This is a genomic window from Dorea formicigenerans (assembly GCF_025150245.1).
GTDB classification, from domain to species: Bacteria; Bacillota; Clostridia; order Lachnospirales; family Lachnospiraceae; genus Dorea; species Dorea formicigenerans.
This window is the reverse complement of record NZ_CP102279.1, coordinates 2,617,926-2,642,777: the sequence shown is the minus strand read 5'-3', so window position 1 is coordinate 2,642,777 and position 24,852 is coordinate 2,617,926. Positions and strand designations below refer to the sequence as shown.

The window sequence follows — 24,852 nt, the reverse complement described above, 5'->3', positions numbered from 1 at the left end:
TTCACCTCGCTTGTACATACACGATACGTAACGTGTACGTGAATAACCAGTACGTACTGTATACTTATATTGTAAGTAAGCAGGTGATGAATTCCCATAGGACGCAAGCGGATACTGATCCCAGATTCGGACTAAATGGCACGAATCCCCATTTTTCAGATGCCGGGATAGAAAATTGCTCGGATGAGCGGGAATAAGCCGCTGTCTGTGAAACGTGGATAATTAACCGGTGTAAAGATGAACTTCTCACAGAAAATCCGTAGCAGGAATAAGCTGATCAGTACCAGACAGAGCAGGTAAGTGTTCCTGCGCCTTCTGGTCCATGGCTTTTTCGGACGGAATTTCACATACAGGACAAAAATCATGGGAATAAATATCAGGTTCGTAAAGACCTGATCGATACATTGGATGATTGAAATTACGTTTAACATAGGCAGTGCCTCCTTTCTTTACATATCCTGTACGTATAAGAGCCTGAAAGTGCAACTTTTTGTTACCAGTCATATTGCTGGTTCTCCTGAAGCCGGAGCAGTGCCGGAATGGGACATGGCTTTAAAGGCAGCTTCTGAGCGGCCAGATAGGGCAGATAAAGCTCTGTAAAAGCAGCAATGCTCATGCTTCCGGTACATTCGGTTGGCTCCGGTATCCGGGGAAACAAAAGCGCTGCATCTGAAAGAGGGAGGATGCAGGGGCTTCCCGTTTCATCCGGATGGAATAAAAAGCCAGAGTTCTCACAGCTTTCCTGTGCGTTACAAGTGCGGCACCAGACGTAGATACAGGAGTGCCAGTTCCCTTCACAGAGGTTCAGAAAATGACGGATGTGCTTGGCATCTGTCTTGCAGTGGGGGTGTTTCATATTCATCACCTACTAAAGAAGCAGGCAGTTCCATGTGGGAGCTGCCTGCAGGAGTCTTCGTTATGAGTTACTGATGTTTCTTTTTGCGTTTGAAGTAAACGATGCCCAGGACACTTGCACCTGCAAGTGCAGCTATGGCGATTCCGGCATACAGGAGAAGCGGCGTCTCATCGCCGGTCTTTACAGGCGGAGCTACCGGAGGCGTCTCCGGTTCTTTCGGAAGCTCCGTCATGTGTACGGTCTGACCTTCATCCTTCAGATCCTCATGGGAAGCAATCTCATGCTCGGTTTTTCCGTCTGTATAGTAGAGCTTTTCAAAGACAACCACATCCTGTCCGGCAAGAGCAGAAGCGTCGAAGGTAAAGGTAACTTCCACAGAGCCGCCAGCTTTTTCTGCTTTAAATTCTGCCTGAGCGGTAACTGGTTTTCCGTCTTTTAACAAAGCCTCTCCGGTTTCCTTATTCATCAGGGTTCCGATGACTTTGTACTCAGATCCAGGCATCAGACCATGATAAGTGACCGTATCTACGATAGTCGCTTCCTTGGAAGCAGAGACATCCTGATCCCCGTCACTGCCGTCTTTGGCTGTGGTTTTGATTTCCGGGAAGTAGATGGTCTGGTTGGCATCTTTGATGTCCGCATGTACCGCTACTTCGTGATCTTCAAAAGTCATTGTTTCAAATGCCACGAGCGTTTTTCCGGAAAGTGCAGAGGCATCAAAGGTAAAGGAAAGCTCTACGCTGCCGTTAGCTTCTTCCGGAGTGAAACTTGTTTCTGCAGTCACAGCTTTGCCATCCACATCGAAAGGTTTTTCGGTTTCCGCATCCATGAGTGTTCCTGTCAGCTTGTACTCTTTGCCTGGGATCAGGTTTTTGTATTCCACAAGGTCTGTAAGCGTCAGTTCTTTTTCCGGTTTTGCATAGTGTGTGCCGGAAGCAGCATCTGTTGCAGTGGTTTTGATTTCCGGGAAGTAAATAGTCTGTCCTTCATCCGCAATGTCTGTGTGTACGGCAACTTCCTTGTCTTTGTAAGCCAGGGATTCAAAGACAACTACTGTTTTCCCTTTTAAGGAGCTGGCATCAAAGGTAAAGGTAACATCTACCGTACCAGCGGATTCTTTTGGCTTGAAGGATGCTTTTGCTGTCACCGGTTTTCCGTCTGCTTCGACTGGTTTCTTTGTTTCTTTATCTATCAGAGTTCCAGTCACTTCATATTTCTGGTTAGGAACCAGCCCCTTAAAGGAAACCGTATCCACCAGCGTGATTTCTTCCTTTGCACAGGAAATATTGGAGTTCGTGTCCGCATCTTTCGCAGTAGTCTTGATTTCCGGGAAATAGATGGTCTGGTCTTCATCGTTGATGTCGGTATGGACTGCAAGCTGCATCTCATCCTGATATAATTCCTCGAAGACAACGGTTGTTTTTCCCTTTAAGGAAGTTGCATCAAAGGTAAAGGTTACTTTGACGGAGCCGGAGGATTTCTTTGCAGTAAATTCAGTTTCAGAAATCACCGGTTTTTCATCCACAAGGATTGGTTCCCCGGTTTTTTTATCCATTAAGGTTCCAGTCAGTTTGTATTTCTGGCCCTTTTTCAGTCCTTCGTATTCCACAACGTCTTCAATGGTCACTTCTTTTGCCGGCTGGCTCATGTGTGTACCGGTCTCGGCATCCAGAGCAGTCGTGCCGATCTCAATGGCATCATCGGTCAGAGTTCCAACCTGTATCAGAACAGAATCCTTATAAACCTTGACTTCAAAGGTTAAAAGATCCATGCCTTTGTTGGAATCACAACGCTGTTCCGCCAGAGTGTAAGTATCGTAAATGAGAGCGCCTTTGGAATCATCCGGTTTGGAGGTGCCGAACCAGATGCCGTCTTCCGAAGACTCACCCCGGTTGGTATTTGCGGTATGTTTGTTCCATTTGGAGGAAGTGCTGGCATAACCGTTGGCATCTGTCACAATCACATGGCTTTCGCCTGTTGTTTTGGAAGTGATCTTAAATGGCACATTTGCCAGACGGTTCTGGCTGCCGTCAGCAATCTTGACAAATTCCAGATCCCCGCGGATGACCTGATTGGAGATGGAATTGTCTTTTGCAGTCAGTTCCACGATTTTTCCCTGTTCTGTGATGTCAAATTCTACAGAGATCTTTCCGCTGTTCAGATAACCGGAAGGTGCAGTTGTTTCATCCACACGGTAATGTCCGAATGGGAGAGCATCTTTTGCAGTTGCAGCAGAACCGGATTTATCGGCAGTAAGTGTAAGGACAACCTGATCTTTCGTGTAGGATGTTCCGTCTACTAATACCGGATTTTCATTTAACGTAGTGATCGCAAAGACAGTACCTTCCAAAGTGGCAGAACCCTGCGGTTTTGCTTCTCCGGTCTCGCTGTCACGTTTCTGGATCTTCACTCCGCCACGGATGACAGATTCTTCTATGGTAGAAGACTGGTATACCGAAACCATTTCCTGCTTACCGTCACCTGTAATTTTCTGTACGAAGACAGTTGGATTGAGCTGGTATCCGGCAGGGGCTTTGCTTTCCTGTACCGTTATGGTACCGAGCGGAAGACAGACGGTCTTGCCATCACTGGTATAGTAAAAGGCATCGCCGCTTACAAAGGAATCTTTGGTAAAATGCATCTTTCCGGAAACATCTGTTTTTAATACCCAGGTACGTGCCGGTTTCTTTCCAGCTTCCGCAGGATCACTGTCAGACTGCTCGGTATAGAACTTGACTGTAAATTCTGCGTTTGCAAGGGAAGCTGCTCCCTGTGGGGAGGCTTTCTTTGTTTCGGCATCCAGCTTTTCAAGCACCAGATTCATGGGATTATTCTGCGGAATATCTGTTACGTTTGCAGCAGAAGTCTGTTCTGCTTTTACGGTGACTTTGTGAGCTTTGGTGTCTACAATGTAGCCTTTGGAAGCAGAGAGCTCTTTTATGGTATAATCGCCTTCCTCCAGTTCGCCGGATCTGGCATACCCGTTTTCATCAGTGGTCAGTTTCTGGATGAGCTTCTCACCCTGATAGATCCCATACACAGCACCCTTTAAGCTGTAATTCGGATTCCCGTCCGATACGCTTCCGTTGGCAGAAGATTTTTTCAGTTCGATCCAGCCGTTTGGAACCTGATACCAGCTTCCGGCAATGGTCTGGCTGCCCTGTCCCGGAACGATGAATGCCCGGAAGCCTTCCGGCGGGTTCGGAAGTCCCTGAATGGCACTGGCTACTTCCAGTGCTTTATCAATATAGGACTGCGGGGCGCCATGGAAAGCTCCGGTGTCAGCGGAATTACCGGCATAGATGTAAGCGACAACCAGATGTCCGATGACATAGCTGTTATCATCACTCCAGCCACTGAAATATTTATCCTTGACGACTTTATCGTAGCCGTAACCGCCGTTTAAGTAGTAGAGCGCTTTTCTGAGCGGGGAGTTCTGGCTTAAAAGGTCATAGGAATAGGAACCAGAGGAAGGTGTTTTCTTCAGTGGTTCCACGCAGTAGGCAGTATTGCTCCCGTCAAAGCTCATGCGGGAGGTAAAATAGCTGCCGTAAGGGATATTGGCACCTGCCTTATAGCTGATGGTGCCGTCGGCTGCATGAACCGGAAAACTGCCGGAAAACAATGCGCCGACTGCGACAAGGACTGCCAGCAGCATAGCCAGCGTCCGTCTGGTATAGGATTTGTATGTCTGTAACATAAGTCTCCTCCTTCTTGAAGTTCAAATGAAAAGGGCAGCGTCAGTGCTGCCAAAAGTTACACAGCCTGTTTCTTCTGTTTCGCAAGGATTTCCAGAAGCTCCTGCCGCTCTGTGGTAATCAGCTCCTTTTCCAGATTGGAAGCCTTAAATTCCACAGTGATGTTATTGTTGTTGGTTGAGATCAGACCGTTGCCCCGCTGGAAATGGGTGATGTTCATTACTTCTGTTTCCGATAGATGCAGGATAGTCTTCACCCGCTGTGCCTCTTCATCCTCCATGTTCAGGATAATCTTGGTCTTGCAGTTATTGATGATACCCTTGCCGTACTTCCCGTCATCCAGAGCAAAGAAGTCGTTTAAATCCTGTGTGGCAAAGATGCCGGCTCCGGAGTAAGCACGGATGATCTTGGCAATCTCCAGTACGAATTCCGCTGCAAGCCGGTTGCTGGATGCACCGATGAGCTGCCAGACCTCATCGACAAAGATGGCTTTCTCTTCGGTACGGTTTTCCTTCGCTTTATCCCAGACATAATCCAGGGCAACGAACATGCCGACCGTTAAAAGATCGCTGGAACCGGTCAGTTCGGAGATATCCAGTACCGTATATTTATTGGTCAGGTCCACATTGGTCTGCTGGTTAAAGGAAGAAGCAGAACCGTGAACCAGGCGGTTCAGGATATGAGCCAGACGTTTGGTATCCTCGCTTTCCAGCAGGACATTGTAGACATCCTCCAGAATGGGCATCTTTTTGTACTGCTCCGGATGCTGCGGATCTGTCAGGGATTCATTTTTATGTGTAATCCCTTTTCTGGCATAGGTTTTGATTAGGGCTTCATCCAGAAGCTGCTTCTCCTCATGGGACATATCCGGGATCAGCAGACTGAAGAAGATGTGAAGCCTTTGGATCTTGCCTGCCAGTGCGGAGGCATCCAGTGTCGGTCCGTCCAGCAGTTCATTTACAGAATTGTCTACCTTCCGGATTTCCATGATGTTGATACAGTTCTTACTGGCAGGAGAGATCTGGATAAATTCTCCGCCGACATTCCTTGCAGCCCGGTAAAATTCGTGTCCCTTTAGCGGAGCGATGATGAACACCTGGATGCCTTTTCTTCGCATCCTTAGTGCCATGGTCTGCATGGTGAAGGTCTTTCCTGCTCCCGAACAGCCTAAGATACAGATGTTGCTGTTCTTGTACTGCCTGGAATCAAAGATATCCGCAATGACCAGGGAATTGTTATGCTTGTTTACCCCAAAGAGGATTCCGTTATCATCGCAGATACTGTAGCTGACGAAGGGATAGCAGCTTGCCGCCCCGGAAGTCAGTACGTTCCGCTTGGACAGCTTAAAAAGCTTCTTGTCCAGATTTGCCAGCGGCAGAGAGGATAAAAATCCCTGCTCCTGTAAAAAGTAGCAGGAGTGTAAGTTCATATCCTGCGAGATCAGGAGCTTTTTCATTTCCTGAATCCGCCACTGCAGTTCTTCCAACGTGGAAGCAGTAATGGTGATGAGAAGATTCATGTAATAGAAATCTTCGTTGTTGGCAAGTCCCTGCTTCAGAAAATATCCGGAGCGGATGGCAGAATCCAGATCGTCATAATCAGTGTTGGTATCGGACGCATCCTTTAATTTGGAACGGTTGATACGGATCTGCTGACCGAGACGCTGCTGAATCTTGTCCTTTGGCTGTTTCTGGAGAAAGAAATCAATATCAATCCCTTCCCCGGCATTGACAAGGAGTGACAGCCATCCGGGAGTTACCCGGTTTTTGTAGCCGTCAGACGGCACAAGCAGGTAGGAATGGTAAAGCCCATTGATCTGCACATAATGGGAGTGCTTGAAATCCACACTTTCCGGTGCGAGAAACTCGTTGATCCGGATGTGATCCAGTTCCTCCATGCGATTTTCCTTTGTATAGGCGGACAGTACAGTGCTGATCCGGTTCGAAAGCGGAACCTCCGTACAAAGGGTACGGTTTAAAAGGGTGTAGAGAACATCCGTAGTAAATTCATCCTCATTGTCATGGGAGACCACTTCATTCCCGCACTGGTATAGAAAGGTTTTGGCGGTCTGGGAGGCTGTCTCAAGAGCAGCAAGGATTTCCCGTTCCTCTTCCTTTCGGTTTGCGTTGAATGGTTCATATTCAAAGATCAGAAAGAACCGTCTGGATACTGCTTCTCTGGAACTTAAGTTCTGGACAAACTGGATGTAGTCACGCTGCAGTTCCTGACAGTGGGGATCGGTTTCCCGCTCCAGCTCCAGCTGGGACTGCTCCAGATGCTTATTGATGTCTGCTTTTTTGGAGATCATCTTGATCTGGAGTTTGACAGGGCTGATCTTTAAGTAACTGATAAAGCTGTAGATAATGCCCTGCTGTTCCCTGGCACTTCGAAGCAGAAAGTTGATTGGTTCAATCTCCAGGATCTTCACGTACCGTCCGTCTGTGGTATAGACGATTCCGTTTGCGATTTTTTCCACCGGAAGATAATCCTCCAAGGTCTGGTCTTTCTTTCGCTTTTTCCGGGAAACGGGTTTTGACGTGGCAGATGAGGTGTCCTCCTTGGAAACCACCTTTTTTTTCTGCTCTTTTTTTGCAGCCCGCTTTTCGGAAACTGCCCGTTTTTCTTCCTCCTTTCGTCTCCGGGCTTCCGTTTTTTTCTGTATTTTTATCTGTTTCGCCGCCTCTTTTTTCTGTCGGCTGGCTTCTTTCTGCTCCCACTTCAGATAACGGATATCTTCCTTTGCCTGTTTTTTGATGCCCCGCTTGGTGGAGGTATCAAACTGCCGGTGTTCTTTTTTTTTACTTTTTGGCGGAGCTGGTGCGTCCGGTTCAGACTGTGGGGGAGCCGATGCCATTACTTTGGAAGGCTCTGCCATTTTTTCTGCTTTCCGGTGTTTCTTTGTCTTTGGCTCTTTGAAACGTGGTTTCCTGCGTGGCTTTCCTTCCGGAAGACTGTCGGACCTCCAGATTACCCTGCGGTTCACTACAAAACGCAGGGCATTCATCAAAAAGGCAGTGATGCTCTCCCCGCCGATTCCAATCAGGGCTACCATTGCCGCTGGAAGTGCGGTCATGCAGAGAATGATGATGCGGGCAGTCAGGGACAGCGGCAGGTGGAAAACAGGGATACCGATTGCCAGGGAAAGAACAATGCTTTCTATGGCATTGCGGATGTCAAAAGTTCCGTTTAGGATCTTGCCTTTCTCAATGAAGTTGGAAGGGATAAAGGAAACCGGTGTTTCTTCTGGCTGTGTCATGGCTGCACCTCCTTTTTCGTATCTTTCGCATCTTCGGAAGGCACAGAGGCACTGCCGGATTCTGTGTCCGGAGCTTCCGGGCTGTCAGAAGTATCCGGATACCCGCCTTCCTGCAGGTGTTCAATGTCCTGCGAAGTCAGGGACGGCAGGGAATCATCGGTTTGCTTTTCGTAAACAGTCGTATCTGCAGAGACCTGTACCCCGTCTTCTCCAAATAAAAACACACCCGTCGGGGTGTGATAGGTAACCGGAAGCGTATCCTGATCGGAAAGTGAAAACATCAGGCAGACGGTTGTTTCGGTAGGGTAGCTGGTTTTTTCCGGCAGGAAGGTGATGCTTGTCTGTTCTTTTTTGACATACTCTTTTAGGTAGACAGGAAACTGCCCTTTGAGAGAAGCAATCTGGCTGTCGGAGAAAAATGCTTTTAAAGCATCAAAATCCAGATATTCCGGCATGGGGGTATCAGAATTTGTTTCTGTTGTTTCCTTTGCCGGTTCCCTGCCTTTGTTTCCGGAAGCTTCTTTTTTCTGGCTTTTCCAGAAACTGGGGAGAACCAGTCCGGCAAGCAGCAGAAACAGCATCAGAAAAATGGAAAGAATCACTTTTGTTCTGTTCATAATGGCTCCTTTATTTTTTGTCGAAGATCCAGTAGGCATTTGCCGTAGCATGGATTTCCGACATCATATCAAATTCACGGTTAATATAGTTCTTTGCGTCACTGTCATTGGGATCATTGACCAGTACCTTGCCGTTTGCCGTAACACCTCGGAGTACGATGAAGTGTCCGCCGCTGGTGAAAAGTCCTGCCCGCTGAGAGGAGATGACCGGACAGCCTTCGGAGAGTGCCTGAAGTACCGTATTGGCATTGCTGGTCTGTGTGACGCTGCCACAGCCGAAATGACTGGCTGCAGCCTGAAAGTAGCTCCAGTAGGTTCCAACTCCCGGCTTGTAATAGGAATTCCCGCACCATGCCACCGCATCCGGAGGGGTAATGGTATTCCCGGTCAGGTAGCTGGCGATCATGGCAAAGCTGGTAGGCCCGCAGCCGGAAGATGCGATGGAGCCGCCGCCATAAGGAATGTTCCCGTAATCGGTCTGGAGATAGTGCGGAATCTGCATTCCGTTTGCCGGATAGCTTCCGCCGGTATTGGTAATCTGATAATACCGGAGAACATGCTCCACATATTCCTTGTCCCCATACCGGTCATAATGCCAGTTCGGACGGGCACACATCATATCCGAATAAGCAATGGCGTTTTCTTTGGTATAACCGCCGTCACGTTCCATTGCCCAGTCGATATAGCCGGAGCCGTAATTGTAACCCTGAAGCGCCAGCTTGATGCGGTCCAGGTCGGTAGGTCCGGTACATCCTGCTTTATCCAGTGCATACTTTAATTCCTGAATCCCACATTCGATGGAATAAGCAGGATCGGTGATGCCGTTGGGGACATGGGGGTATTTCTTATTAAAGCCGCCTTCTGCCGCCTGCATGGGATCGCTTCCACGCCCGCCGCTTTCCTGCATCATGACTGCCATGAGGAGTTCCACATAAGCTTCCATGCCGTATTTCTGTGCGACCTGCTGGATGGTAGCCCGGTAAGCCAGCACCTCATCGCTGACACCTACCGCCATGGCAAGACCGGAAGCGGAGCCGCCAAAGAACATGGTCAGGTTTTCCACATAACTGTCTGCCGTTTTTTTCTGCTTATCGGTCAGATGAAAGACGTGATCTGCAAAGTAGGCATCTCCGGCATAGCTGACCGTGTAGGTATGGCGGGTAAAAGTAACCTTTCTGGGTGGTGCATTTTCCTCTTCCGCCGGAACTTCCACCGTGGCCGTTTCTGAAGTAACGTCATAAGAAAAAAGCCCGTCCTCGTTTTCCCGGATCAGGCTTTTGAGTTTGCTGATATTTATATTTTTATAGTCATCCTGGCTGGCACAAAACTGTGCGATGAGCTGGTTCGCATTTACGATGATACTGGAAGCGTAAGGATCGCTGATAGAGGCAGTATCTCCTTCCGGGAGTCTGGCAATTTCCGCATTGATCTTAGCAAGCAGTGCATCATGGCTTTCCTGAAGCACCTCCACGATTGCCTGATTGGAAGCCCGGATATTTTCACTGATTACCGTGTTGCTGGTCAGTGCTCCGGTATTTTCAGAGAGGTCTCCGAAGACGAGTCCCGGAAGCATGACAAGGAACAGAATGGGAAGCATCAGTACACCGCCGACGGCTGCTCCAGTTTTCGCAAGGGTGCGCCTGTGCCGGAATACTGTACCGATGACAGCAAGAGGACTGCCCATCAAGGCTGTTTTTGGCATGTTACATACGCTCCTTTCGCTGTGGGGCTGGCGGCAGTTTCTGGACAATGGATTCATTGTAGGCTACTTTGCCGCTGCCGGAAGTATATGGTGTTTTTTCGACCGTATCCTGTGCATACTGCTTGTACCAGGTGGAACCATCCACGGACTGTACCGTAGAGTAGGAGCCCTGAGTAGGAGCTGCATACTGGTCGGCATGGTACAGGGCAAAATCCCGGTTTCCGGAGCTTCCGGTTTCGGTACCGGTGATCCTTCCGCCACCGATTTCTACATTATCATAGGAAGAACCGCCGCCCGGATTGATGCCCATATAGGAAGTAAAGGCTTTCTGTGCGTCTGCTCCCTTGATGGAACCTACCTGACCGTAATTTCCCTGTGCAATGTTGCTGATGACCTGATTGGCAAAGTCTCCGCCTTTGTTCAGGGATGACTGGTAGAGCATGTTTCCGATACTGCTGTGTTCGGTATAACCGGTTGCGGAATTGACCGCTTCTCTTTGTACCTGTCTTCCCACTGCCCCGGCAAGCCCGCCGGATAGGAAGCTTCCTGCGACAGCCGCACTTCCGGGAGAAGAGGCTTTGTGGTAGCCGCCACCACCATGGGAACGCATGGAACCGGTCAGGCTCCGTCCTGCAATCAGAAGTTCAGCCATCATGTTTCCTCCGGTATTGCCGACATTGATGCCAAGCGATGCCAGAAAAGAATCAATTTTCTGGGATACCTTTAAAAAGGCAATGGCACACAGGAACCAGACGAAGACATTTCCGGTTACCGCTTCCTTTCCCTGACTGGCAACTGCCGCTTCCACGTCTGCTTCCGTAAGCTCCGCTGCAAAGACCGGCATGGAGCAAAACAGTACCAGACAGGCAGTTAGTACCAGGAATGGTATGAGTTTCTTTCTAAGTTTCATTTTGGTCCTCCTTTCTTATAGGGATAACGGATTGGCAAGGAAGGTGCCGACCATAGAAGTAAACAGCCGCAGGCACCACGCATTCATCAGAAGCAAAAAGAACTGGCCGCCAAGCATCCGGCACCAGCTTTTGAAGATATTTCCGGTTGACTGGCTGGCACCCATGGAAAAAGCTGCCGGGGCTGTGTAGACCAGTACCCCCAGAAGAATATAGCGTTCTGCCGCTTCAAAGAGCAGTTTGATGTAGTTCCACGCCAGAATCAGTACCAGAATCAGTGCAATGATGGCTACCGCCCCATTTGCACAGACTCCCAGGATGACTGTGACTACGGAGTTAAAATCCGCAAATTTTAAAGGCGGCAGGTCTTCCGTCAGAATCCAGTTGTACGGTGTTCCTGAAATCTTCAGGAGCAGATCCACAATATCTTTCGCATAGAAGGTGAGAAAGATAAAGAGGAAGGAACGGATGGACAGCTTAATGGGATCTTCCGCTTCGATACCGGCTCCCATAAAGTAATTTTTAAAGAGCTGCCATACCCAGTTTAAGAGGATCAGCCCGATGCCCAGTGCCAGAAAGACCTGATACATGGTCTCGGCAGCAGGAAAGTAGCGAAGAAACGTATCCATGGAACAGCCCAGAGCACCGAGGACTGAAGTGGTGATCAGATCCAGAATGTTCATGACCTGTTCGGCAATCCATTCCACGATTCCGTCAAGTATTCCCATAGTGGCATCTCCTTTCGTCTATCCGTTCCATTTTCCGCCTGCAAAGAACGGGGTGATGTAAGCCATGATAAAGCCAAGCCCGTTTAAGATCGCCCAGGTAATGACGATACGCTTGAGCCATGCACGTGATTCGTCCACGGTTTTTCCGCTTTTGGAAAAATTCATCATCAGAAGGGCAACCGATGCCGTTACGACTGCAGCAATGGTGGAAATGAGGATAATCTGGTTATAGACATCCTTCATGATCTCATTGGCTTTGGTCCAGATGGTAGCGGCAAAAACCGGCTGTGTGTATCCGCAGAGGACTGTGACAGCCAGAAATGCAGCATACAGGCATCTGCCATAATTGACATGCCGTTTTGTGTCCGGCGGAGCGTTTTTCAGTTTGTGTTTCACGTAAAAGTACCTCCTTTTTATAAGAGCGGCAGGAGAATTACCTCCCCTGCCTTTGCTTATGGTTTTCCTGCCTCAAGAAAGGACGCAGCCCGGTCAATGCAGGCTGCGTCCTAAATCAAAGTATGAAATTGTAAAGATCCTCCTATCTTACAGAAAAAACGCAGCTTATTTGCCGCAGGAGAGGCTTCCCATACGGCAGTGCTGCGTTTCGTTCTGCATATAATTTTGACAATATCAATTTTAACATGGGTAAATTACCGCTACAATCGCAGGACTGTGCCAGTTACAGACGATGGAGTGCCAAAAATGTGACCAACGCTAAAAGCGTTATAAATGCAATCCTTATGGATACTGTAAGCGTGATTTGCAACCAATTATACTGGATTTACATGACTAATGCTTTAAGCGTTAGTGAATACTGGAAGGAGGAGGTGTGCGTGTGAAAGGAATGGGAAAGGCAATCCGCAGGTACAGGGAAGAGGCAGGAATTACGCAGGAGAGACTGGCTGAACTGGTGGATATCAGTACCAACCATCTGGGTGCGATTGAGCGGGAAGTGAAAACACCTACGATGGAAACATTTGTAAAGCTGTTGAATGTATTAGGTGCGGAACCGAATGAAGTGCTGAAGGAAGTGATTCCTCTTACCAGAATGGAACATACTTCTGTAGTGGAAGGAAAGCTGGAAAGGCTCACACCGAAGAAGCAGGAAAGCGTGCTTCGGATGCTGGATGTGATAATTGAAGAGATGATGAAATAGAAGCTGTCTGCGAAATTGCCGCAGGCAGTTTTTTTGAAAGCTGTATATGCAATAAAACACATAAAAATATGCGATTTATGATGAAAGTGATTGCAAGATTTGATATAGTAATCCTAAAAGCATTATAAAACTAATTCTTAAAGGATGACTATAATATGAAAAAGGGATATGTGGGATTATTGGCATGTGCGTCAGGAATTCTGATCGGACTGGGAATCAGCCGGCTGGATCTGACAGGTTATCTTGAAAAAACACAGGAGCAGGAATATCACCCGGTAGAAAGAAAGGTGCCTGAATCAGTAGAAAGCAAGCTGAAAGATCCAAAACAGTGCTGGCTGTGTGGAAGCGATGAACGGAGTATGATGGATTATTTCCGGAAGTTTGACGATCTGGGAGTGATCTGTACCAATCACTGGTATGTGATGGATATGCATATCCGGAATCATGATGAGGACGGGAATCTTACCGGCCCGCAGGGAAACGGGCATATGGGTTATACCGGGACAGGAGAAGGCGGCTGCTTTTTCCATACGGAGCAGATGTCGGATTACGGGATTTCCGAAGTATCGGTGGATTACGGGGAAGATAGTATCTTCGATGTGAAAAAAGTACAGAACCATCTGTGTCAGGAATGCCTGGATAAGCTGGTGGAAAGCATGGAGGTATTCTGTGAGGAAACGCAAAAACCCAAGCCCCGTGATCTGGTACTGGTGGATTTTCAGACATTGGAGCTGTACGCCATTCAGGAGCATAATGCGGGATACTTTATCCGGGATTATTATGTGGAAATTGAGTCGGAGGAAGATGGGGTGGAAGTAAAGGCATTTTACTGCCCGAAGCTTAATAACGGGAAAAAGGATGGAGAATAAATTGAGGTTTGCATTGGTGAGGAGTATAATGTAAGTACGTGTTATGTATTGGAAAAACTTGAATTTAGCAGAAAGAAGGATTGTTATGAAATTTATCAATACTAGAAAATTCACATGGATAATTTGTATAATAGGATTTTTGCTTGCTCTTGTAAGTATATTTTTCTTACCGAGTATTATTCCAGTACATTTTGCAAATGGGATTGCGGATGATTATGGAAGAAAAATACAAATATTTTTATTTCCTATATTACAAGTGCTTATCACTTTTTTGACTGGACGAGAAAAAGTAAAATATTGCCTGACACATTCAAAAACTTTCTTAACGGACATTCAGTTTAATTGGATGATAGATGGTGTACTTTTATTGGTAATGTTTGCAGAAATATGGGTTATCTATGCTTCATTTGCATAGAAATACTTGCATAACAATTTACATTTGATTGAGCAGATAAAAATGATTTGAGGTGGTAGCAATGAAAAAGCGACTGGGAATCATAGCCGGAATTTTAGGAATTGTATTGGCAGTCATTGGCATTGTACTGAAGCAGAAAGAAAACACAGCCGTTTCTGTTATTGGTGGTGCGGATGGCCCGACTTCTATTTTCATAGCAGGGAAGTTAAATGGTGATAATTTTATTTTTATGATTGTAGTTGGAATTATTTTATTGATTTTGGCAGGAGTTATTTTTTACAAACGTAAGCATTAAGTTACAGTTTTTTAGACTGTGTATGGCGGAAGAACCGGGAAAGTGTAGATATATCATGGGGATTTTGGAAAAAAATAAAAAAAGTAAGGGTACAGCGTTTGTCTATGATGAGAATAATGATTACTATAAGATGGAAATAAACGGGATTGAATTTGTCTGTGACAGTATACATTCCGATTATGAGAAGCATGCAGTTGAACTGGCACAGGCGTATGAGAAAAGGCTGCCGGATATCGTGGATTATCTTATGCCGGATATAAAGGAGATGTTTGGAATTACAAATCCAGATGTAATAGCAAACTCACTAGGAAAGCCGAGTATAGATTTGGATAGAGGAACACTGACTTATCTGGAGCACACAATGGACAGCCTACATATTATTGAAATGGAATTTGACGGTATCTTCACGGCATTCTATAACTCCTGTATTGATGGATAGGACTTTAGTAACATAGAGCTGCAGTTGTCTACAGCTTTTATCCAGACTTCGGATGTTACAGAGAAGCAATCAGAAATGGATTGATCGATTTCTGAAGCAGTATCCGGTGAAATCCTTGAACATATGAAGGAAAAGTATGTATGTTAATTTTATTTTTATTGTAGACAAAAGATAGGACTGATATGATAAAAGAACAGGTTATTACAAATAGAGGTGGAGTATTTGATGCAGAAAATATTATTACTGGAGGATGACTTGAATCTAAATCGGGGAATTGCCCTGTTACTTTCACGGGAAGGGTATGAGGTTCGTCAGGTTTATACAATAAAGGAAGCAAAAGAAGCATTTCAAAAAGGAGATTATGCTCTTGTTATCAGCGATATTACATTGCCGGATGGTACAGGACTGGATTTTGGAAGGATGGTACGTGCAGGTGGAGATACATATCTTATCTATCTTACGGCTTTGGATCAGGAAATAGATATTGTAAATGGTTATGATACAGGGGCAGATGATTATATTACCAAACCATTTTCACTGATGGCTTTGGTGTCGAAGGTGAACGCATTGATGAGACGGCTTTCTAAGGTACAGGCACAGATTATGTCTTCCGGAGAGATTACGGTGCATATGAAAACGATGCAGGTGTATAAAGGGGATGAACCAGTTACTTTAAGTAAGAAAGAATTCTCTCTGTTGCTGTATCTCTGGGAGAATGCAGGACAGATTGTTTCAAAAGAAAGTATCCTGGAGCATGTATGGGATATAGACGGTCAATTTGTCGATGATAATACGGTTACTGTCAATATAAGCAGACTGAAGAATAAACTTGGAACAGAAGAGATAGCGAATGTGAGAGGACTGGGATATATATGGACCGGAAAGGTAAACAAAAATTAAAACGGTATTTTATCGTATATGTAATCTTTGCAGTATTTTTTACAGTAGGAATGTATCTGATAACAAAGTATGAGGAAAATGCGAAAGCAACGCAGATAGCACTGCTCCTTGCAGAACATCCTGAACTGGAAGGGGAAATAGTTGCAATCTGGGAAAAGTCAGGAACAGTAGATTTTATAAGAGACCGGGACGATCAGAAGATAGAAAGAGTCGTACAGATGCTGGAAGAAACTTATGGTTATCACTCAGGGAGTGGATCTTCAGATGTGGTTATAAGGATTATCTGGGGAATTGGATTACTAGTGGGAGTCATAGTATGTAGCCTGTTCTTGTACCTGGACCGAAGAAAAAACTGGAGCAGATACGGTGATGAGGAACAATTACAGCAATTATATGAATGTCTGCAGGAATTCAGAAAAGGAAAATTCCAAACATATCCTGAAGAAACATCAGAATCGGAACAATGGTTAAAGGTGTGGGAATCTGTAAAGGAGCTGGGGCAATATTTCGAAGATTTGAAGGAACGTCTGGAGCAGGAAGAAAATGGTACGAAGAGTCTGATTACAGATATTTCCCATCAGTTGAAGACTCCGCTTGCATCACTCCGGATGAGTCATGAGCTGGTGGCAGAAAATCGGGTTACAGGAGAAGAACAGAGGGAGTTTCTGGAGCAGGAATCACAGGAACTTACCAAACTGGAACAGCTCTTGAATGAACTGGTAAATCTTTCAAGGCTGGAAACACATATGATCCAGATACATTCGCTTCATGAAAGCCTGAAGAAAACGCTAACAGAGGCTGTCAGTCAGATTTATATGAAGGCAAGAGGAAAAGATATTTCCATTCAGGTGGAGATGGATGATGATATAGTTGTGAACCATGATTCAAAATGGACGGTAGAAGCATTAACGAATATCCTTGAGAATGCAGTCAAATATTCACCGGAACATACAACGATTACAGTGAGGACGCAGGAGCTAGCAAGCAATGTGCTTATTGAAGTAGAAGATGAAGGAATGGGCATTCCTGCGGAGGAACTGCATAAGATCTATCAGAGATTTTACCGGGGAAGGAAAGCAAAGGAACAGGTAAAAGACGGAGCGGGTGTCGGTCTGTATCTTGCCAGAAAGATCATAGAAGAACAGGGGGGGACAATAGCAGCCAAAAGAAAGGCTGAGAAAGGTATGATATTTAAAGTGACACTGCCGCTCATAATAGGAGAATAGTCGGAACCCTTACAAAACTGTTATGGTTGTTGTAAGGGTTTTGTAATGCAGGAATGTTATAGTAGGGGTATGAAATGGAAAGGGGACTTGAAGATATGAGTAGTATTTTAAAAGTAGAAGATCTAGTAAAGTATTATGGAGAAGGCGAGAATCAGGTGAGAGCCGTGGATCATACAAGTTTACAGATAGAGAGAGGCAAGTTTACAGCTATCGTAGGACGTTCCGGCTCCGGAAAATCTACACTTCTGCATCTGATTGGAGGGCTTGACAGACCGGATTCCGGCAAAGTATGGATTGATGGAACCGATATCTATTCTCGAAAAGATGATAAACTGGCACAGTTTCGAAGAAAGAAGATAGGATTTATCTTTCAGGATTTTAATCTGATTCCATCGCTGAATGTGTGGGAGAATATCGTTCTTCCGCTGGGACTTGATAATCGCAAGGTAAAGCCGCGGGAAGTGGAAGATATTCTCAAAAAAATCGGACTGCAGGATAAGAAAGATGCGATGCCGTCTGCTTTGTCTGGTGGACAGAAACAGAGAACTGCGATAGCCAGGGCATTGGTGACAAGACCGGCGATAATTTTGGCGGATGAGCCGACGGGAAACCTTGATTCCCAGACTGAGCTAGAGGTTATGAGCCTATTGAAAAGCTGCGTGTCGGATTTCGGGCAGACGCTTATCATGATTACCCATGATGAAACGATTGCCCAGATGGCGGATGAAATGATTATCATTGAAGATGGCAAGGCGGTGAGAAGATAATGAAGATGACGACCAGAGTTGCATATTGCAATATGCGGCATTATAAGAGCAAAAACATACTGATTGGAATTGCCATTATCCTGACAACATTACTGCTGTTCGTAATCCCATCAATCGGAAAAGATATGGTGGAAGTGAACTTTGCGGTAATCAATAAGATTTATCCAACATGGCATGCCCTTTATCGGAACGTGGACGAGAGTACAGTTATGAAACTGGCGGCACATCATGATGTGAAAACTTACGGACTCCGCAGCGATGCGGGGTACATGAATCTGGAAGATGCGACGGTTTCCATGATGTATATGGACAGAACAGGGATGGAACTTTATAAAGTGAAGCTGAAAGAGGGGCAACTTCCGCAGAAAGAAAATGATATTGTGGTTTCAAAAGGAATACTGGAAGCATTAGGACAGAATGGGAAAATCGGTGACACTATCACAGTACCTTATCAGATTCTGAAAGATGACGGACTGGATTATACGAAGGAGAAAGACTTTCGAATCTGTGGTTTTTTAGCAGATAATGAGAGCAGCAAAGAACAAAAACAATATACATCATTGGTTTCAGAGGCCTTTCTGAAAGCGGAGATACCGGTAGAACAGGTGAAATATCGGTTTTTACTTCAGGTGAATGGACAGAAAGGAAATACGACTGCAGATTATACAGAGACGATACAGAATATTGCCAGACAGTTCGGGATTTCCGAGGATGACATGAATATTAATAAAGAGTATCTTGCAGCAAATTATGTGGATCCGGCTACAATTCCGGTGATTGTAGGAATCATGCTTATTGTTGTATTGGCGGGCATTATCACAATTTATAGTGTTTATTATGTATCTATGAACCAGAGGGTTCGGGAATTTGGAAAGTTAAAGGCAATCGGGGCTACGAAACGGCAGCTTAGACAAATCGTACTAAGAGAGGGAATGGGAGTGGCGTTGTTTGCCATTCCGATAGGACTTTTGATCGGAACAGTTGCTGTGAAAGTTGTACTTCTCCAGTTTGTAGAACATGCAAAGGATTCAAACGTACTTATAACAGAGGCATACAAGGTTGTAGCTAAAGGAGAAGTCCAACTTTATTATTGGTGGATTTATCTGTTGGCAATTGCAGTGACTCTGTGTACAGTGTATCTGTCACTGATGAAGCCTATGCGTATGGCGGCGAAGGTATCAGAAATAGAAGCTATGCGTTACCAGGGAGGCAGTAAGCGACAGAAAAGCAGCAGGAAGGGATATCAATTTCTGAATATCGGACGACTGACCAAGAGAAATCTTGCAGAGAATAAAAAGAAGAGTACTATCACGATTGTATCTATGGCCGTTACCGGAATATTTGTCATGATGGTAGCAACGGTGCTGTCTTGTGCAAATCCGATGGAAAGTGCAAAGAGTTCGATTGTGGGGCAATATGAGATTTCTCCAATTGTGGAATCCGGGAATAAAGAGCATCCTGAATATGAATGGGCGGAGGTTCAAAAGAATAATCCATTAAATGAAGGACTAAAGCAGCAGATAGAGGAGCTTGACGGTGTTGAGCGGGTAGATGTGTTTACCGCGTTGAAGGTATCAGGAGGACCTTTTGAAGAAAAAATTGGAACCGAATTTATCAATGGAGTGCCGGAAGAATACGCAGAAGAGCTGAAAAAAGGAATCACTGAAGGCAATGTCACATACGAGGAATTGAAATCCGGGGATAAAGTGATTCTGGACCGCGCGCTACTTCACTGGTATCCAGATATTAAAGTGGGAGATAAGCTGAAACTCAATATTCATGATGGAGATAATACCTTTCAAAAAGAGATTGAAGTGGCAGCAATTGGTGAATATGGAACAGGTCTGACAAACTATAACTGTCTTATCATGGCAAAAGAAGGGGCAGAGAAACTTACCATAAATAATTCTTCCAGCTATTTTCAGGTGATTGCAGATAAGGATTATGATGAGGCACTGGAAGCATCTCTACAGGCTATTGTGGATGGATCAGGCAGACTGCAGATGCGTACCTGGAAGAATGAGTACGATACATGGGAAAATGCCATACAGATGACTAGAGGTGCATGTTATGCATTTATCATCATTCTGGCAGCAATCAGCATTATGAACTTGATTAACACAATGATCAATAGTGTCCATGTGCGAAAAAAGGAGCTTGGCATGATGCAGGCAATCGGAATGTCGGACCGTCAGTTGATGAAGATGCTCCAGTTGGAAGGTATATTCTATACAGTAGGCACTCTTATTATCAGTATCGGAGTGGGAAGTCTTGCAGGATATCCGTTGTTTTTATATGCAAAGCGTACAGGAATGTTTGATATCAGCACATACCATTATCCGGTAACAGCAGCTATTATTATAATTTTAACATTGTTTGTGATACAGATGTTATTGGCAATATTCATTGCAAAGTCAGTAAGGAAAGATTCATTGATAGAGAGAATTCGTTTCAGTGAGTAAGAATATAAATTTCTGATGTTTAATGCAGATACTAATCAATGTCATAATAAAAAGGGGGACTTGATTTCTCAAATCCCCCAGTGTATAATGAACTCAAGAAAGGTATTCAGATGCAAAATCTGATGCCCTCAGTTAAATTTTATATTCTATGTATAAGTCATAGCATCCAAAACTTTCCTAGGGTCGTGGATGCTATTTCTTATTATGTCGATCTATATAAGTCAAAGCCGCAAAAATTACCAATAGTAAAGTCAATACTTCCATTGTATTCATGGGCATCACCCTCCTTGGATACTAGAGGGCAAAATCGAAATGCATCCGTCTTTCCGGTTCAGTAATACCGAATCAGTATAACACGTTACCGTTTTCAGTACAATAAGGTAATGGTCTGAAAAATACTTTATTCTGTCACCTTATGTAGCTGTATCGTGAGTATTTGCTGGACTAATTGGTGCTGTATATGAAAAAAAGCTATTTAAAAATAAGGTGGAAGCCTTATATGGTCTGCTTGATGATGCGGGTGATGATGCCGAGGGCAACATTACGCTCTTCATCAATATGCGTCACCACAAAGGATACCTGATCCTTTTTCCCGACTGTCCGGCTGTCATAGCAGGAGTGGGCAATGGCATTGACACCGATGGAGAGCCGGACAAAGACGGTGCCTTTATGGATGTCTTCCACAGTTCCGGCGTATTTTCCCTGAATCTTACATTTTTTCATGTTTTCCTTGCTGGTGTTGCCTTCCACACTTTTGACATCTGCGTGGACAATGACCTGCTCCGGTGAGTCTGCCCGCACATCCAGGATGCGTACCAGGATGTGATCGCCTACCTGGAAGCGTTCTCTGGCATCACCCATCCAGTCGAAGGACAGGTCTCTGGCAAGAATGGAGGTTTCCACACCGAAAATTTCTGCCCGGACTACCTTTTCCGCAACAGCAATGACTCTTGCCTGCACGATACGGTCTTCATAAACTTTCGGCATTCCGGAAGCATCTTTATCCAGATAGAAGATCTGGCGTTTCTTCAGCATCGCTTCTTTCCGGCTGGCGACAATGCTGCGTGTCTTCGGATCTAATCCCTTAATCAGAAAATCAATCTCACATCCAAGCATATTGTTGAGGATTTTGTTCTGCCGCAGAGCAAGCTCCCCATAATCGTGTGCTTCATCCTGCATGAGATGGATCATCATCTCAGTTACTGGGATGACAGTACGGAAATCCTTGTAGTAAACCACGGCAATGAGGCTGCCGTTTTCTGTTTTCTCGATACCGCCAAGCATTCCGGTTAAGATCCGGCGGGTACGGTAGGCATTCTGGATCTCATGCCAGGTAAGGTCTGAAATGGACTGGGCTGTTTCCAGCTTCGCATCGGAATCCAGAGTTAAAATAGGTGTGTTGGTTGTTTCGTTTGGCATCATAGTGTCTCCTTTCAAATTATGACATGATAGAATCTTTATCTAAAGGAACCATGTCTGTGTGATCCGAATAGTTATCTGCTGAGAAGTCATCCGGGAAATCGTGATAGCCAGGTTCCTGATAAACGCTTTGCTGGTCAAAGTGCGGTTCAGCTTTTTTCTTTTTCTGCTTTCCATAAGAAGCGGTTTTTTTCGGGTGGGAAGCAGGAATAGTTGGAGTGTACGTATATTCTTCACTACATGCTCCTTTTCTCCATTCCGGAATATGTTCGGAAGCCTTCCGGGGAATGAGTTTTTGGGCATCCGGGTGCAGGGTGTAATCGTATTTTTCTACCTGCAGTACCTTCTGACCACGCAGGATAATCAGTGCAGTATCCAGCGGGAGCCGCAGGATCTCATCCGGAGTTAAGAGCTTTCGTTTCCCGATGGATCTGGTCTGGCGGTATTCCGGTGTATAATCGGATACCCTCCAGCTATTTAATTGTTTGGCTTCGCTGCTGACACCAACGGTCACATCACCGGAGCGGTTAGAGATAAATGTAGCAGTTACCTCATCCGTACAGCCTAAAAATAGCTGAGTGTCGCAGTTCCCGATGATTTCCTGCCATTGGTTTAAGGGATACCGGTTCTGCATCTGAGGCAGGTTTTGGAAAATGCAGGAAATACTGAGGTTTCGACTTCGGATCACGGAAATCTTTTTGTTGAGCGATAGGATTGCTCCCGTATTCGCCAGCTCATCAGCCAGGATATGTACCGGAACCGGCAGTTTTCCATCTTCCCCATAGGTGTCTGCATAACGGACCAGTTTGATAAATACGAAGGTCATAAACAGGGAAGAAAGAAAATCAAAAGTGCTGTCTTGATCCGAAGTGATGCAGAAGTATGCACATTTTTCTTTTCCCGGCAGCGTCAGGTTGATCTCATCATAGGAAGTGATCTGGCGGATCAGCTTGTTCTGGAATACCTGAAGTCTGGAACCGAGTCCGATGATGACGCCGGAACGTACCGTGTCACTTGCCTGCTTATAGATGAAGTAGGGGACTTTTGCCGGATGGGAGACCGGAAGCAGGTCAAAGAGGCTGTTCAGTTCTTTTTCCGAACTCATGGTCAGGAGTTTGTATACCTGTCCGATATTCTTTGCCTCCGGTGGGAATCCCTGATCCACATAGAGAATCAGAGCTTTTAATAAGTTCATCTCGGCATTGTCCCAGAAGTGATCGCCTTTGGCAGAACCGGTATTCTGGATGATGACATCAGCAAATACCTGTGCCATGGTTTCCTGTCCGCCAATTTCACCCAGACAATTCCAACTATCCGAGTTTTCCGGGTTTACAAGATTAAAGGATTTCACGATATATCCGGCATTCTCAAGGTAAGTGGCTGTACTTTCGTACAATTCCGATTTTGGATCGGTGATGATGAGGCTTTCCCCGCGGGCAACACACTGGAAGATCATGTTGCGTGCAAAGGCCCGGCTTTTCATGGAACCGCTGGCACCGTAAACGGCAATATTCCGGTTCATGCGGGTATCCTTCGGGAGACAAACGGCTTTTCCGTTCAGTTTTCCAAGAATGGTTCCCTTGTGTTTCTTGACATCATTCGTAAGCTCCAGTACCTGATGCATTTCCTCCAAAGTCATAAAACCGGAAGTCCCATAGGTTCCCTTTGTGGAATAATTCAGGTTCCGGCCCCGGTCTGTTATTTCCCCGTTTCGGTCAAATCCCATACGCATGAGAAGGAAGGTCAGGAGTCCAAAAGCTGCCAGACATAGAAAAATCCCATACAGATTGTACGGGAAAGCAGTCAGGGCATCCAGACAGGCGAGCGGGTGCGGGGAGGGGATCTGCGGGGCAGTTCCGTTTCCGGCAAAATTGCCGGCAGATTCCCAGGTCTGATAGTTGCGGATAAATTGAGCAACATAGCCTCCTGCATAGAGGGTGCAGAAGGTGATCGGAAGCATATAAATGAGCTTCCACCATTTACGGTTCATGTAAAAACCCCCTTTTGAATTTGCAAAGGTCAATACTGGAGAAATGGATTGTGGCAGTTAAGTATTTTTTCAGGACCGGAATCTGAAAATCGAAACAGATCAGGTTCCCGGATCTGCCGTATACATTTAAGCCGGTATTGAACCGGTTGATTCGCTGCATGTCAAAATCATAAGCAAGAAGGATGGGGTTCCCGGAAGCATCCGTGGCATCATGTTCCAGTGGAATTGAATCGCTGCGGCAGCCCAGATCGGACAGCAGGAGGTTGTCCAGCTTTTCCATGATCTCAGGGTGAACCAGCAGTTTTAAAAGCACTTCCCCTTCCGGAGTATTGGGAAGGTAATGGAAATGCTCGAAGGAGGTGTCCAGCATAAACAGGCTCTTTTTGTAGCCTCCGGTACTGGTAAACAGCCGGAAAGCCATTTCCATGTCGGTTCCGGTCATGATTGCCCGGATCTGTGGATGTCCGTTGTAAGGGTAGCCTTGCAGGTAATGCTGCAGGAAGGCGTTTAAGCGGACTTCCGTTCGATATTCCCATTTCAGGACTCCGTTTCCCGTGTTATAAAGGACATAGACACATTGCGGTGCCATCAGGATGCCCATGCTGCGGGAGTTCCTAATCTTCGTGGTCTCCGGGCCCAATTCCTTAATTTCTCTGGAAGCGTAAAAAAGAGGAAGGCTTCGCATACCGATGGAACCAGCTTCGCGGTGATTACAGAAGATGTCAGGTTTTACATCCGGATAAAAGGGAATCCCGGCATGAAGGAGTGTCAGATACGTTTCGGCTTTCTGATGTAAGCGGATACGTCGGGATACTTCACTTCGGATGAGGTTCGTCTCGGTATTGCCGGTCAGATAGCACTGGAAGCGTAGCGGCGAGACAGATAACAGCATCTCTTTCGCAGCTTTTGTAAGACGGTAGCCTCTGAGAGCATCCCGGTAGTGGGTACGGATGAGGTGTTCCGCCTTCAAATCCGTAATGAGTTTTTCCGCATAGGAGGCACTTGGGATGAGTCTGTTTAGCTGGTCTGCGGGAAATTCCCCGCACATCCCTATCATTTCCAGTAAGCGGTATTTCGTAGTGTCAGGTCTTATCAAATAAGCATCACCTCAATTCAGTTCTTACCCATGCAAGCCTATACTTGGGTAAA

The 24,852-nt window shown here is 45.8% G+C and carries 21 protein-coding genes; 9 read left to right on the top strand and 12 right to left on the bottom strand.

The genetic code is table 11. The annotated features are described in order from the left end of the window. Positions 1–155: 155 nt before the first annotated feature. From NQ560_RS12795 to NQ560_RS12755, 9 genes are all read right to left on the bottom strand, one after another. Positions 156–431: a hypothetical protein gene (locus NQ560_RS12795; protein ID WP_008373818.1), complete on the bottom strand. Its 276-nt coding sequence runs from the start codon at positions 429–431 to the stop codon at positions 156–158. Positions 432–493: 62 nt separating this feature from the next. Beyond that, positions 494–856 carry a hypothetical protein gene (locus NQ560_RS12790; protein WP_040015509.1) on the bottom strand — a complete coding sequence of 121 codons (363 nt, stop codon included), beginning with the start codon at positions 854–856 and terminating at the stop codon, positions 494–496. 67 nt (positions 857–923) lie between these two features. After that, complete coding sequence (locus tag NQ560_RS12785; protein ID WP_023921579.1) at positions 924–4,556, bottom strand: VaFE repeat-containing surface-anchored protein; 3,633 nt, start codon at positions 4,554–4,556, stop codon at positions 924–926. A 56-nt stretch (positions 4,557–4,612) separates the two neighbouring features. Further along, the gene (locus tag NQ560_RS12780) at positions 4,613–7,810 is read right to left on the bottom strand and encodes a TraG/VirB4 family ATPase (RefSeq protein WP_005333511.1); all 3,198 of its coding nucleotides are present in this window, start codon (positions 7,808–7,810) and stop codon (positions 4,613–4,615) included. Next, positions 7,807–8,427, bottom strand: a complete 621-nt coding sequence (locus NQ560_RS12775) for a DUF5038 domain-containing protein (RefSeq protein WP_023921583.1) — start codon at positions 8,425–8,427, stop codon at positions 7,807–7,809. The genes NQ560_RS12780 and NQ560_RS12775 overlap by 4 nt, the downstream gene beginning before the upstream one ends. Before the next feature lie 10 nt (positions 8,428–8,437). Then, the gene (locus NQ560_RS12770) at positions 8,438–10,129 is read right to left on the bottom strand and encodes a lysozyme family protein (protein WP_005333517.1); all 1,692 of its coding nucleotides are present in this window, start codon (positions 10,127–10,129) and stop codon (positions 8,438–8,440) included. Between the two features lies 1 nt (position 10,130). Further along, on the bottom strand, positions 10,131–11,039 hold the full coding sequence (locus NQ560_RS12765) for a hypothetical protein (RefSeq protein ID WP_005333520.1): 909 nt from the start codon (positions 11,037–11,039) through the stop codon (positions 10,131–10,133). A gap of 15 nt (positions 11,040–11,054) precedes the next feature. Continuing rightward, positions 11,055–11,765 carry a hypothetical protein gene (locus tag NQ560_RS12760; protein ID WP_005333522.1) on the bottom strand — a complete coding sequence of 237 codons (711 nt, stop codon included), beginning with the start codon at positions 11,763–11,765 and terminating at the stop codon, positions 11,055–11,057. 18 nt (positions 11,766–11,783) lie between these two features. Further along, positions 11,784–12,161 carry a hypothetical protein gene (locus NQ560_RS12755; RefSeq protein WP_005333524.1) on the bottom strand — a complete coding sequence of 126 codons (378 nt, stop codon included), beginning with the start codon at positions 12,159–12,161 and terminating at the stop codon, positions 11,784–11,786. Between the two features lie 448 nt (positions 12,162–12,609). Between NQ560_RS12755 and NQ560_RS12750 the strand changes: the two genes are divergently transcribed. The 9 genes from NQ560_RS12750 to NQ560_RS12710 all read left to right on the top strand — a co-directional run bounded on the left by NQ560_RS12750 (position 12,610) and on the right by NQ560_RS12710 (position 20,294). Further along, complete coding sequence (locus NQ560_RS12750) at positions 12,610–12,921, top strand: helix-turn-helix domain-containing protein (RefSeq protein WP_179960461.1); 312 nt, start codon at positions 12,610–12,612, stop codon at positions 12,919–12,921. A gap of 155 nt (positions 12,922–13,076) precedes the next feature. Continuing rightward, positions 13,077–13,790: a hypothetical protein gene (locus NQ560_RS12745; protein ID WP_005333529.1), complete on the top strand. Its 714-nt coding sequence runs from the start codon at positions 13,077–13,079 to the stop codon at positions 13,788–13,790. Positions 13,791–13,875: 85 nt separating this feature from the next. Continuing rightward, positions 13,876–14,205: a DUF1648 domain-containing protein gene (locus tag NQ560_RS12740; protein WP_022415592.1), complete on the top strand. Its 330-nt coding sequence runs from the start codon at positions 13,876–13,878 to the stop codon at positions 14,203–14,205. 61 nt (positions 14,206–14,266) lie between these two features. Further along, the gene (locus NQ560_RS12735; protein ID WP_005333531.1) at positions 14,267–14,500 is read left to right on the top strand and encodes an LPXTG cell wall anchor domain-containing protein; all 234 of its coding nucleotides are present in this window, start codon (positions 14,267–14,269) and stop codon (positions 14,498–14,500) included. Positions 14,501–14,555: 55 nt separating this feature from the next. Next, positions 14,556–14,939, top strand: coding sequence for a hypothetical protein (locus NQ560_RS12730; RefSeq protein ID WP_226850873.1), 384 nt, complete (start codon positions 14,556–14,558; stop codon positions 14,937–14,939). Between the two features lie 225 nt (positions 14,940–15,164). Next, on the top strand, positions 15,165–15,839 hold the full coding sequence (locus NQ560_RS12725) for a response regulator transcription factor (RefSeq protein ID WP_005333533.1): 675 nt from the start codon (positions 15,165–15,167) through the stop codon (positions 15,837–15,839). Further along, on the top strand, positions 15,812–17,065 hold the full coding sequence (locus tag NQ560_RS12720; protein ID WP_005333534.1) for a sensor histidine kinase: 1,254 nt from the start codon (positions 15,812–15,814) through the stop codon (positions 17,063–17,065). Before NQ560_RS12725 ends, NQ560_RS12720 begins: the two co-directional genes overlap by 28 nt. Positions 17,066–17,160: 95 nt before the next feature. Beyond that, on the top strand, positions 17,161–17,832 hold the full coding sequence (locus tag NQ560_RS12715; protein ID WP_172676439.1) for an ABC transporter ATP-binding protein: 672 nt from the start codon (positions 17,161–17,163) through the stop codon (positions 17,830–17,832). Beyond that, positions 17,832–20,294 (top strand): ABC transporter permease, encoded by a 2,463-nt coding sequence (locus tag NQ560_RS12710; RefSeq protein ID WP_005333537.1) that lies wholly within the window; start codon positions 17,832–17,834, stop codon positions 20,292–20,294. Before NQ560_RS12715 ends, NQ560_RS12710 begins: the two co-directional genes overlap by 1 nt. Before the next feature lie 495 nt (positions 20,295–20,789). Here the strand turns inward: NQ560_RS12710 and NQ560_RS12705 are convergent, their stop codons facing one another. From NQ560_RS12705 to NQ560_RS12695, 3 genes are read right to left on the bottom strand one after another with little or no spacing between them, the layout of a single operon-like run. Next, on the bottom strand, positions 20,790–21,716 hold the full coding sequence (locus NQ560_RS12705; RefSeq protein WP_005333538.1) for a S1 RNA-binding domain-containing protein: 927 nt from the start codon (positions 21,714–21,716) through the stop codon (positions 20,790–20,792). Positions 21,717–21,732: 16 nt separating this feature from the next. Further along, entirely contained in the window at positions 21,733–23,703 is a 1,971-nt protein-coding gene (locus tag NQ560_RS12700; RefSeq protein ID WP_005333539.1) for a VirD4-like conjugal transfer protein, CD1115 family, read from the bottom strand. Continuing rightward, positions 23,693–24,751: a hypothetical protein gene (locus NQ560_RS12695; RefSeq protein WP_226861986.1), complete on the bottom strand. Its 1,059-nt coding sequence runs from the start codon at positions 24,749–24,751 to the stop codon at positions 23,693–23,695. The genes NQ560_RS12700 and NQ560_RS12695 overlap by 11 nt, the downstream gene beginning before the upstream one ends. Positions 24,752–24,852 lie beyond the last annotated feature (101 nt).